This window comes from Tardiphaga sp. 813_E8_N1_3 (genome assembly GCF_051811025.1).
GTDB lineage: Bacteria > Pseudomonadota > Alphaproteobacteria > Rhizobiales > Xanthobacteraceae > Tardiphaga.
The window spans coordinates 3,569,469-3,581,759 of record NZ_JBPWQE010000001.1; the positions used below are offsets into that span (position 1 = coordinate 3,569,469).

The window sequence follows — 12,291 nt, forward strand, 5'->3', positions numbered from 1 at the left end:
TTACATCGCAACCTGATGTCGAGCAAGGAAGTCGGCATAAGCCTCGCGAATACCGTCTTCCAGCGATATGCGCGGCGACCAGCCGAGTTCGCGCAGACGGTCAATATTGAGCAGTTTGCGGGGCGTGCCGTCCGGCTTGGAAACATCGAATACGATCCGGCCGCTGAAGCCAACGATCTCCATGATCGTCCTGGCGAGCTCGCTGATGGTCACATCGGTGCCGCGGCCCATATTGTAGAGCCCTCCCTCGATGCCTCTTTCCATCATGAACACGCAGGCGTCCGCAAGATCGTCCACATCGAGAAACTCGCGGCGTGGCGTGCCGGATCCCCACACGACGAGTTCGCTCGCGCCCGCGACCTTGGCTTCATGGGTCTTGCGGATCAGCGCCGGAAGCACGTGGCTGTTCTGCAGATCATAATTGTCGTTGCGCCCGAACAGATTGGTCGGCATCGCAGAGACGTAATGCGTGCCGTACTGGCGATTATAGCTCTCACACAGCTTGACGCCGGCGATCTTGGCAATCGCATAAGCCTCGTTGGTCTGCTCGAGCGGACCAGTCAGCAGGTAGTCTTCACGGATAGGCTGCGGACAATCGCGCGGATAGATACAGCTCGACCCCAAGAATAGCATCCGGTTGATGCCAGCTTGCCAGGCGCCGTGGACCATATTCGCCTCGATCATCAGGTTTTGATGGAGGAACTCGGCGCGATAAGTATCATTCGCATGAATGCCACCGACTTTGGCGGCAGCCATGAAGATGTAGTCAGGTCGGGTGTCTGCCAGGAACTTTGAGACGGCGACGGAATCGGTCAGATCGAGTTCAGCCCTCGCCTGGGTCACGATATCCGTATAGCCGGCAGCAAGCAGCCGGCGGACGATCGCGGAGCCGACCATGCCGCGATGACCGGCGACAAAGATCCGAGCATTCTTGTCCATCTGCAGTTTCCAACTCTCACCGACCAACACCGGCACGGACAGTCATTAGAAGCGAGCACATTACGTGCGTGCAACGTCGCAAGATCAGAGAAGTCTGCCGATACGGCATCTACTGAAGCACCCACTATCCGGCCGGAAGGCCTGATCGGATCATGGAATGCCGAAGTGCGCTGTGAGCTCACTCTCCAGATATCAGTCCTCATGCTCCGATCGTGATCAGACGCATGCCCCTTCACACGTCCAAGCCCAACACGTTTACCTTCGCGGGCCAGCCGGACGCTCATTCATGATAGTTCATCGACTTGAAGCCGTGGCGCTTGACCAGTTCATCACGCTCGGCCGACCGAAGATCTTCGCGAACCATTTCCGAGACTAGCTCTGCAAACGTCGTCTTCGGCACCCAGCCAAGCTGCTTGCGCGCCTTGCTGGCATCGCCCAACAGTGTTTCCACCTCGGCAGGTCGGAAATAGCGTGGATCAACGCGGACGATCGGTTGAGAGGGATCGGCGCCCACACGATTTTCCCAATAACCGCGTTCCTGGACGCCTTTGCCTTCCCAGCGAATTGAGATGCCCAATTCCTTCGCCGCGGCATCGACGAACTGGCGTACCGAATATTGAACGCCGGTCGCGATCACGTAATCTTCTGGGTGTTCCTGCTGAAGCATCAGCCACTGCATCTCGACATAGTCACGCGCATGCCCCCAATCGCGGAGCGCATCGAGATTGCCGAGATACAAACATTCCTGCAGACTCAGCTTGATGCGCGCGAGCGCACGCGTGATCTTGCGCGTTACGAAGGTCTCGCCGCGAACAGGGCTTTCGTGATTGAACAAGATGCCGTTGCAAGCAAAAATCCCGTAGGCGTCGCGGTAGTTGACTGTAATCCAGTAAGCATACAGCTTGGCCACCGCGTAGGGCGAGCGCGGATAAAACGGCGTGGTTTCGGTCTGCGGCGTTTCCTGAACCAGCCCGTAAAGTTCCGACGTCGACGCTTGATAAAATCGAGTCTTCTTTTCGAGGCCAAGAATACGAATGGCCTCTAGGATACGCAGCGCACCCAGCGCGTCGGAGTTGGCCGTGTATTCCGGCTCCTCAAACGACACGGCAACGTGGGACTGAGCTGCCAAATTGTAGATTTCCTCCGGCTGCACCTGTTGAATGATGCGCACAAGACTTGATGAGTCGGTGAGATCACCATAGTGCAGGATCAGTCGACGATCTTCTTCATGGGGGTCCTGATAAAGATGATCGATACGATCCGTATTGAAAAGCGAAGCGCGGCGCTTCACGCCATGCACCTCGTAGCCCTTCTGGAGGAGCAACTCGGCCAGATAGGATCCGTCCTGTCCGGTGACGCCAGTGATCAGAGCTTTCTTCATCGTCATCTTGTCAACTTATCTCGCAATTCACGAGCGAACCGCTTGTCCGCTTGCTGGTGGGCCAGGAGAAAAAAGCCATGCGACGCCAAACGCTGGAAGTAGTTCCCACTTTGTGCACGGTTTTGCAATCGTAAAAGTCGCATCTCGCCAGCCCCGTCAGCGACGAAACTTGCCTGGGTTTTTTGTGCGGCATGGGCGCGGAACAACGCAAACAGCCATGGCAAATGACGAAAGACAGCCTGGTGCTGGAGAAATCGCAGCAATAAGTCCCAGTCTAGCGCAAAGGTTGCGTTCTCGTCGAAACGGGCGCCGCAACGCTCCCAGATCCTACGACGCCAGAACATCGTTTCCTGTGGAACATAGTCGATTTGTGGCAGTACCTGCGCATCATGCCGCGGCAGGATCCAGCGGCCGATCTCGCGCGAATGGTCGTCGATCACCAATCGATTGCCGTAGACCACATCCACAGAAGGATGGTCCCGGAAGAAGCGACCGATCCGATGCAGTGTTCCCGGTACATACATGTCGTCGGAGTTCAAATAGGCCAGAATCTCGGCGGAAGTGCGGGCGAAACCGCGATTGAGCGCATCCGACTGTCCGCGGTCGGGCTCGACCACGACGGTTACGCCACGGTCGGCAAAATCCGCGAGCACATCCAGCGAGCCGTCCGTCGAGCCTGCGTCCTGGACGATGTATTCCAGGTGCGGGTAGCCCTGCGACAGCACGCTTTCCATTGTCGCTCCGACATACGCGGCCTGGTTGAAGGAGGGCGTCACGATTGCAATGGAGGGCAGATTTTGGTCCAACCCGGGGGCTGCAATCGAGGGCACCGATAGGGCTCTCGGCGGGTACTGAAACAACCGGCCCAGCCGAATGCCGAATGCCCGGCGCAAGGCCGTCCCGAGGCCAAGGGCGGAGAGCCATGCGCGGATCACCGCGCGCGCTCCTCAAGATACCAGGCAACGTAGCGGCGCAAGCCCTCACGCCAACTGGTGGACGGCGCCCATCCCGATTGCAACGCACGCGTCATGTCGGCTTGATAATCCCGAGGATCGCCGGCGCGCGTGGCACCTACAAAACGCGGCTTTTCATCGACGCCGAGCAAAATCGCGAGCTCGTTAAGGATCGCTGCGACCGTAACGGCCTCACCTGTACCACCATTCATGGTCGGGCATTCGGGCGATGCCACCTCGCCTGCGCGGATCAGCAGAGCAGCAGCATCGTCGACATGCAGCCAGTCGCGTGTCTCGTCACCGGTGCCAAAGAACTCCCGCTCGCCGGCGAGAATCTTGCCGCAGGCGTCCCATAGGAGCTGCTTGCGAAAGCCCTCTCCATAAATCGAGAACAAGCGCACGATGGAGACCCGAAGGCCGAACATCACGCCATGGGCGCGGATCAATTCCTCGGCTATCTTCTTGTGGAAGCCGTAGGGCGAGACCGGGCATAGCGGCCCGTCTTCCTTCGTCGGCAGCCGCTCGGCATGACCATAAACCGCCGCACTCGACGGGTAGACCAGCGCCGCTGCCGGGCAATCGGCACGCATATATTCGAGCAGCACGGCCGTCGACCCGACCGTACGCTGAAAATCGGCTAACGGGTCGACGAGTGACGCGCCAACGGATCCGCTGCCGGCACAGTGCACAATCAGGTCTGGCTTTAGCGCAAGCGCGCGCAACGCTGGCAGATCCACAGTGCCGGCGTGCCAGCGGCGCAGGCCGGCGGTGGCGGCGCCTTCGGCCCACTCGCCATGGCCAAGGCCGTGCACCTGCCAGCCGAAGGACGACAGCGCCTGCGCCACATGCCGACCTATAGAGCCCCGCGCTCCGGTCACGAGCGCCACCTGGTTGCTGTTGGTCACGATTGCCTTTCACAATGAGGAGTTGGTGGGCCGAGGCTGCCCTGAATTACACGCGTGCGTGTTCACGCTTCGACGGCGCACCGACGGTCAGCTCTTCACCTTCGATGTGCCGGCGGGACCAGCACTCGAGCAGTACCAGCTTATAGAGGAAGAACTGGTCATAGCCGCCCAGCCCGCCGTCTGCCACCTCTGGCCGGATCAGCCCCTGACGAACCAGCGCCCCGTCGGCTAGAAGCGGCAGATAGCGCTGCACAATCCCACTCATCCATTTGCCGATCGGCGGCGTAAATCCTTGCTTCTTGCGCGACAGAACATCCGCAGGCAGCGCGTCCCGCAGTGCCTCGACGAGCAGATGCTTGTGCGGCTGGTGCCAGTCGGCAAGGCCGGAATTGCGCATGCCGGTCACCCGTTCCACGAGCTGGACGTCGAGCAATGGCAGTCGCCCCTCGACGGAATGCGCCATCGTCATGCGATCGATGAGAGTCAGGCAGTTCGAGCGCAACCACGTCCGGTTCAGCAATTCCGTCGTGGCGAGATGCAGCGGCAACGACTTGTCGAGACGCGTTTCGCTGAGCCACAAGTCATGCGGCAGGGCCCGGCGCGCAGCCTCGGGCATAATGCGACGCGAATTCGCGTCGCCATTGCGGAGATCGGGATGCACCCCGAAGAACTCCATCGTGGTCGACGCCTCATGGCCAAGCAGGCGATGCCACCAGGACTGGCGCACAGGCTTACCCGCCTGCAGCGCCTCATTGCGCGTCATGGCTTCGCGTACCCACTGATAGCCCCAGAAGAATTCGTCCCCGCCGAGGCCGGACAGAAGCACCGGATAGCCGGCGGCGCGCGCGGCTTCCGCCACCGAGTAATAACCGAAGGCCGCGATATCGCCGATGGGCGTGTCCATGGCGCTGATCAGTTGCGGGAAGCGGTCGACGACGTCGGCCGTGCGCAGTTCCACCTCGGTGAAGCCAATGCCCAACTCATGGGCCAGCGTCTGGGCAAAGTTGCGCTCGTCGCTCTCGGGCCTGCCTTCATAGCCAATCGTGAATGCATGGATCTGGCCGGGAAAATGCTTCGCAGTCAGCGCAGCCACCAGACTAGAATCGATACCGCCCGACAATGCAACGGCCACTGGCACGTCCGCCGTGCCCATGAGCCGGCAAGCGTCGTCGAGAATTTCCTCGGTGGTGCGCACCGGCTCTGCTGGATCCTCACGGATGTCCAAAAGATTCCAGTAGGGAACCGGGCGGGCGTCGAGTGCGGCAGGCGCCAATTCGAGATAATGACCAGCCGGAAGCTGTTCCAAACCGATCAGCGGTGTGACCGGCTCGGGCACATATTGGAATGTCAGGAAAAGATTGAAGGCCTCGGGCGACAAGCGCAGCGGCCGCGGCATGACCTGAGAGACGGCAGCGAGTTCACTGGCAAACCAGAGCCGGCTGCCATCGGGCGAGCGATGCAGGAACAGCGGCTTTTCGCCGAGACGATCGCGGGCGAGAAGCAACTTGTTGGAGCGGCCATCCCAAAGTGCGAAGGCGAACATACCGCGCAGGCGTGCAAGGCAGTCGTTGCCCCACTCCTCATACGCATGCACGATGGTTTCGACGTCGCTCATCGACGAAAATCGATGGCCAAGCGACTTCAGTTCGTCGCGCAGTGCCGCATGGTTGTAAATTTCACCATTGCAAACGATCGCGATACTGCCGTCCTCGTTGAATAGCGGCTGTCGGCCGCCAGCCAGATCGATGATCGACAGGCGCCGCATTGCCAGCATGGCATGATCGGTCTGGAAGTCACCGTCGGAATCGGGTCCGCGGTGCAACAGGCGCGCATTGATTGCACGCACCGCAGCGATATCGTTCGCCGACAATATATCCGACGAAATGAGGCCGCTAATGCCGCACATGGTTGCGCTCTCCGTTGCCTGCAACTAGCCGATCAGGCCACCGACTGCACCAGCGCAACGAAGGCGCGTGCCCGTTCCAGCCGCCGGTCAACAAGGCGCGCGGCGGCTTGCTCTTCCTGCACGAGGTCAGGTCCCGATGCAAGCTTCGGCCATACATCCGCGAGGGCCGAGGCCAGTCCAGCGGGATCGGAAACCGGGAAGATGCAGCTGCTCGGATAATCCGCAAGCTGCTCAACATGCACGGGAATATCAGACGCGATTACCGGTCTCCCAAGTGCCCTCGCATCCTCGATCACCGTGCTCCAGCCCTCGAAACGAGACGGCTGTACAACCGCTGCCGCCATCCGAAACAGTTCGACCTGCTCGGCGCGTGACACCAGCCCTAGGAAACAGATTTGCTCGTCCAGTTCCCACTGTTCGACCAGCCGCCGCAGCGCCGGCACGTGGTCGGGCGCGCGCCGGTCCTCCATCAATCCCGTGCAGACCACGGGAATCACGAGACCTCGCTGACGAAGCAGGTGGAGCGCCTCAAACAACGTCGCATGGTCCTTGTGCCGCCAGAAATGGTTCGCGACATAAAGGAATTTTTCCGAAAGCTGGTGCCGCGCGCGCGCCAGTTGGCCCTGTTCTGCCGAGCCTGCCACCAGGGTACTGCAGAAGGTCCAGACAACGGGCCGGACGGTGGCGTCCGGAAAATATGTCCGGAAGTCGTCCAAAGCAGCGTGGCTGGACAGCAGCAGAGTTCCGCGCGTGCGGGCGATGGCAGCCATAGCTTCCTTGCGCACCCGGCGCTCATCTGCGTCGAACAGATCCGGCAGCCGCAACGGCTGGAAATCCGGAATCCAATATAGGTTGCGGCGGCTCGGCAGAGACGCATCGAATACGGGAAAAAATACCTCGTCGCGATCGCCCGGGCACAGCCTGGTCAGCGCCGGCGCACGGCGCAAAACCGCGCGCTGGAGCCTCCGCGCACGAGCCAAAAGACGCGAGGAGCCTTTGATTGTCTGCGCGACGGGAAAGGCCCGCAGGCGCTGCGCCAGTGGTGTCGTCGGGTCGGACAAGAAGCGCATTGCAACTTCGGGCCTCTCGTCTTGGGGCAAGGCCGAAAGCGCGGAGAGTAGGTTCTCGATATAAATCGAGCCACCCAGCCAGCGGGCGTCCTCGAACATTTCGATCGCGATACGAATGGACACTGGAAAGACCGCGCGGAAGATTGAACGATGCTGCACAGGAGCCGGGCCCTGCAGGCCATCAGCTACGCGCGTGGAGCCGTAGCATAGCTCCTAGAGATCTTTTATTCCACCAGCACGCGGCAGCGCTGTGGCACGTCACGGGCTATCGCGGCTGTCCTTCATGTCGATCGTCTCCCTTGCGATCGACATGAAAGTGCGAGCGGCCTCCAAAACCAGTTCGTCGAGTTCTTCGGCGGCTCGGCGCTCGGCGGCATGATCAGGGCCTGGGGTAAGACCATCCCACGCATCACCGAGCAGGCGTGCGAGTGCGGCATCATCGGCGGGGTCGAAATAGGTACAGCGGGGCGGAGCCTGTTCGCGGTGCACCGGGATACCTGAGAGAAAGATTGGGCGCCCGATTCCGCGTACATCCTCGACGACAGTGCTCCAGCCCTCGAACAGCGACGGCTGAATGACAGCCGCGGCATGGCGGAGCACGTCCAGCTGCTCGCTACGGTCGATGAGACCTAGCAAATGGAGCTGCGGCACAATCCCGCTCTCCCGGGCGAGCGTCTCAAGCAGGCCGAAATGCGCCTCATTGCGCCGATCCGCGATCGCACCGGTACATACCAACGGGATCTCCGGGCCGCCCTCGGCGCGCAGCCTCGCAAGCGCGCGGAATACCATCACGTGATTCTTGTGCACCCAGAACTGATTGGGCAGGTACAGAAATTTTTCCGGCACCCGATATTTGCGCAACGTCGCAGGATTGGCCGGCGCCGTCGTGTCAACTAGCGACCGGAACCGCCAGACACGCGGACGCGCATGGTGGCCCGGGAAAAATCGCGCAAAGTCCTGCGCTGCGGTCTCGCTGCTCAGCACGAACGGACCGGGCCGCGCCGCGATGGCACCGATGGCCTGGTCGCGGGCGGCAATCTCCGCCTCTCCGAACAGATGCGGGAGATGGCGGTGCTGAAAGTCCGGAACCCAGCGCAGCGTGACGGCTCCAGGAACGGTCGCGCCGAAACCGGGATAGACGAGATCAACAGGCTGTTCACCGCGCGCCTGCGGCATCAAGCGTGACAGGATACGGCCCAGCATCCCGCCCGCGGCGGGGACGCTGGCGCCGATCTCAGCGGCGACGCGATCAACGGCGCTGGAAGGCCCAAGCAGGCGCAATTCGGGCCGCTCACCGGCGGGAAGCCGCGACAGACAGATTGCGAGATTGCGCAGATAAAGGACACCGCCCATCCAGGCAGGATCGTCGATCAGTTCGAGCGCGATGACGGGGGAACCAATCACGATGGCCCTCCAATCGACGCGCGCGCACGTCGCCATGCAAGCGTGTTGGAGATCTTGCGGAAAGGATTCCAGGCCATCCGCCGAAGGCGCGCAAGCTTCCTCGCCTGTGGGTGATTGCCGAACATCACCTTCTGGAACGCGAACCAGTCACCGCACTGGAGCCGGCGGAGCGTTCCATCCGACACCAGTTTTCCGGAATCGAGCCCGGCAAGCAGCACCATCTCCTCGCTGATCGGTCCAGGGGCAAGGAGCAGGTAGGAGGGCCCCCGGAGGAATGCCGGGAACTCGCCGGGAAAGCACAGCACGTCCCAACCATGGCGATCGATTGCACTCTGCAGACCGCGAAGTTTGTACCATTGGCCTCGAGCTATCATCATGATCCGGCCAGGCAACCGTACGATCCAGAGCAAGGGTAGAAATATCGGCCGCAACTGGCTCCGCAACGCGAAATCGAAAAACACACGACGTGCCAGCCTTCGCTTAATCCAACCACGCAACTTATCGGGCGCGTGACGGTTCACGAAGCGCCAGTGGTCGCGGACGTTGTTCATCGATCGGCGCGAGAAAGCCTCCCGCCACAACTGCCGAAGGCTGGAACGGCCGCCCGAGGGCATGATGCCGGTCTCTTCGACATGCGCAAGAATCTTCGTCTCACAACACACCCCGAGCCTGAAGCCCGCGCGTTTCAGGCGGGTAAAGAATTCGTAGTCCGCGAGATAATGCGGCAGCAGCTCCGCGTCCACGTTGCCGGCGGCACGGATCATATGCAGCGGCACTAGGCTGCCGCGGCCCGGCAACACGTCGACGTCGCCGACGAAACGGTCGCCGGCATCGATGGAATTTTTTACGGGAAACGCATAGTTCTGCCAGTCGACATATTCGCCCGCGTCCAGAATTCGATCGGGGTCGCGGCTATCGACGATCAATCCACAGACGGCCGCATCGAACTCGCGCGAGGCCATCACAAGTTGTTCGACATAGTCGCCAACAAGCTCGGTGTCGTTGTTGAGCATCAGCACATAGCCATCAGTGCCGGTGTTGCTTTCGAGGACATACGCGATCCCCATCTGCATGGAGCCGGTCCACCAGAGCTCGGTGTCGGTCGTCAGGACCGTGACGTCCGGAAAATCCGTGCGGATCGCCGCCACAGTCCCGTCAGTCGAGCCGCCGTCGGCGACAATGATGTGGAGCGGCGCGTAGGTCTGCGACTTGAGATCGGTGATACAGGAGCGTGTGAAGTGCAGTCGGTTAAAAACCGGAATGACCACGTGGACGGGCGCATGCGGGGCCTTGGATGGTCCCTCCCCGAGATTCCAGACGCGGCGTCGACGGACCTCGAAGGATGCACCGAGCAGGCTCCGATCGTCGCCGGTCTGCTCGATCTCGACGCAGAACGTATGGCCAGGCGCGATCGAGTACAGATCGACCGACACCTCCGCCCAGCCAACCGGAGGGACAGCCTCGCTCTGCACCGGCACGCCGTTGAGCAAGATACGGATGGTTTCGACGGCGGAGCCTTGAGGCCGCGCGACTTCGAAGGTGAGCTTGCCCGGAATGGTCGGGGCTGTGAGAAACCATCGCCCGCGATGATAGGCCGATCGTGCGTGACGGTGCGCCTGCGGTCGACGCCAGCCGTTCAGGAGCTCGAACTTGCTTGCCCGCTTGCCCGGAAACGGAAGATCGACGAGGTCGGGCGACAACAATGGCGTAAGCCGGCTAAGCGCGGTAGCTGCCGAGTCCATCCAGGATATGTAATCCCGGGCCGAGACGATGCCCGCCGTCTGCAGGCGCGGAGCTCCGGACCACTCCTTCTTCAGGAAAGCTTTTATCGCGATGGAGCCACCCCTGGCACCGAGGCGAGCCACATCGCGGGGGTAGTCCCATCGCGTTAATTCAGTCGACGTGCCACCATCGAGACCGCCGTAGAGCACATGCGTGTGAAGCTCGACATCGACCTCATCGAGATGCGCAGCAAACGACGAAACAAAATCCGAAAAACGCGGCACGCATTCGTTCACGCCAAGCAGGACCGCGGTGTCAGCGTCGAAAATGTCGAGCTCTGCCTCAGGTGGCGAGTTCGAGGGGCGAAACGAGTCGCAGGTGGTGATGAGGACACCGCCCCGCCGCAACACCCGCAAGGCCTCGGAGATCGCAGCGGGAATATCCCGCATGTGATGCAGCGCCGCGTTGCAAAAGACGAAGTCAAAGCTGCGCTCTTTGAAGGGCAAACAATGCGAGAACCCGCCGATCCACCTGATGTGGGGAAAATTCTTCCGGCCGGATTCCGCAAGCAGCGGCGAGAATTCGAGCGCGGTGACATGCGCCCCACGAAGCGCGAGCCGATGACTGTCAAAGCCAAGACCCGCGCCAAGGTCGAGAACAGCCTTGCCTGCAAGATCGAGTTTCTCCGCCAGCATTTCTATCTCCAGCCACTCGCCGTAACGATTCTGGAAATATGGCGCGTGGCCTTCCGGCACTTCGTCGAGAAAACGCTCTTTGTCGACGGCCGCATGATAGCGTGAAAGACGGTCGTTCCATTCTTCGACCACGCTAGGCGTGACCCCGAAGTTGCCGCGATTCACTGCATTCGCAGCAATCTCGATTAGGCCCAGGACATCGTCCGCTTCAAAGTCGCCGAAGAACGGAACACCCAAGGCATCATGATACTGCGCGTGGCACATGCCGCATGCATATGCGTCCGCTGTAGACGGCGATATCGGACCGCCTGAACACTTAACGCATCTTAGATCGCTGGTGCGCAAGCCGTCCATGTTACCGCTCTGAACTGTCGTAGATGCCGCCATCCTTATCGATGACCATGAACTCTATGCGATCGGTCCAATGATAAGACGTGAAAAAGAGGTCGCGGTTGCGCTCGAAGAAACTCTGAAACTGGTTCGAATACTCGCTGTGAAGCGCGTTGAAGAACTCGTTGCCGAGTTCGCGGCGCTCCCGCTCGTTCCATTCGGTCAACAGCAGCGTCGGCCCCTGCCTGACGCTATGCCAGCGATGGTGGTCCTTGATACGGGTGAAATTGAACATGACGTCAGAGAGGCGTGTCGGTACTTCGAGGTAACCTCGTTTGGATATGCGCATCAGTTCGCGCATCGCCTTTCCGGGATTGTCGAGGTGCTCGATGACGTGCGAGCAAAATACGAAATCGTATTCCTTGTCCTTGAATGGCAGGTTCTCAATATCGACTTCGAAGAAGGTCCGGCCGTCGCGCACCATCGTCTCCACACGATGCGTGGTGTGATCGGGAAATTTGTCGGCAAGGTGGTTGGCGCGGCGAAACGGCCAGCCGCCCGAGCCGACATCCAGTACGAGGTCACCTTCACGGATGTCGAACTCCATCACCTCGTTCTGATAGGTCCAGGTGCTCATGACTGGCGCCGTGCGACGCTCCAGCACCGGTACAAGCTCCCAGCTATCGCGAGGCAACTGGTCGATCAGCAACTGCCGGGCAGCAAGCCGTAGCGCGTCGTTGCTCTCCGGAGATTGATCCGGGGTGGCAAGGCGCTGCCATGACGGCAGTAGTTGCTGCACGCGTGCAGCGCCATTGCCTTCAGTAGCGATCCGTTCGATCAGCGCGCTTGCCAGCCTGACCTCGACGTCGCCGCTTTCGGCGCCGCCAAGCAGGATGCGCGTAAAATCTGCGACCATTGCACGGCGACCGCGGATTTCTCCACTGTCCGCAACAGCACCATCCTGCAGCCAAGCCGCCGCTCTGATG

At 60.8% G+C, this 12,291-nt stretch carries 9 protein-coding genes and 1 pseudogene; all 10 read right to left on the bottom strand.

All coding sequences use genetic code 11. The features are described 5' to 3' along the window. Nucleotides 1–939 (bottom strand): GDP-L-fucose synthase family protein, encoded by a 939-nt coding sequence (locus tag AB8A33_RS16950; protein ID WP_439093820.1) that lies wholly within the window; start codon nt 937–939, stop codon nt 1–3. A 280-nt stretch (nt 940–1,219) separates the two neighbouring features. After that, nucleotides 1,220–2,320: a GDP-mannose 4,6-dehydratase gene (gene gmd / locus AB8A33_RS16955; RefSeq protein WP_439093821.1), complete on the bottom strand. Its 1,101-nt coding sequence runs from the start codon at nt 2,318–2,320 to the stop codon at nt 1,220–1,222. Between the two features lie 2 nt (nt 2,321–2,322). Next, nucleotides 2,323–3,255: a glycosyltransferase family 2 protein gene (locus AB8A33_RS16960; RefSeq protein WP_439093822.1), complete on the bottom strand. Its 933-nt coding sequence runs from the start codon at nt 3,253–3,255 to the stop codon at nt 2,323–2,325. Then, nucleotides 3,252–4,178 (bottom strand): NAD-dependent epimerase/dehydratase family protein, encoded by a 927-nt coding sequence (locus tag AB8A33_RS16965; RefSeq protein ID WP_439089520.1) that lies wholly within the window; start codon nt 4,176–4,178, stop codon nt 3,252–3,254. The genes AB8A33_RS16960 and AB8A33_RS16965 overlap by 4 nt, the downstream gene beginning before the upstream one ends. Before the next feature lie 46 nt (nt 4,179–4,224). Continuing rightward, nucleotides 4,225–6,084, bottom strand: coding sequence for an asparagine synthase (glutamine-hydrolyzing) (asnB, locus tag AB8A33_RS16970; RefSeq protein WP_439093823.1), 1,860 nt, complete (start codon nt 6,082–6,084; stop codon nt 4,225–4,227). 32 nt (nt 6,085–6,116) lie between these two features. Further along, complete coding sequence (locus tag AB8A33_RS16975) at nt 6,117–7,277, bottom strand: glycosyltransferase family 4 protein (protein WP_338117553.1); 1,161 nt, start codon at nt 7,275–7,277, stop codon at nt 6,117–6,119. Nucleotides 7,278–7,412: 135 nt separating this feature from the next. Beyond that, nucleotides 7,413–8,558, bottom strand: coding sequence for a glycosyltransferase (locus AB8A33_RS16980; protein WP_439093824.1), 1,146 nt, complete (start codon nt 8,556–8,558; stop codon nt 7,413–7,415). Then, on the bottom strand, nt 8,555–10,048 hold the full coding sequence (locus AB8A33_RS16985; RefSeq protein ID WP_439095954.1) for a glycosyltransferase family 2 protein: 1,494 nt from the start codon (nt 10,046–10,048) through the stop codon (nt 8,555–8,557). The genes AB8A33_RS16980 and AB8A33_RS16985 overlap by 4 nt, the downstream gene beginning before the upstream one ends. 663 nt (nt 10,049–10,711) lie before the next feature. Further along, a pseudogene (locus AB8A33_RS16990) lies at nt 10,712–11,362 on the bottom strand (class I SAM-dependent methyltransferase); the annotation flags it as partial. Then, nucleotides 11,331–12,221, bottom strand: a complete 891-nt coding sequence (locus tag AB8A33_RS16995) for a class I SAM-dependent methyltransferase (RefSeq protein ID WP_175366750.1) — start codon at nt 12,219–12,221, stop codon at nt 11,331–11,333. The pseudogene AB8A33_RS16990 and the gene AB8A33_RS16995, both read right to left, overlap by 32 nt. Nucleotides 12,222–12,291: the final 70 nt, after the last annotated feature.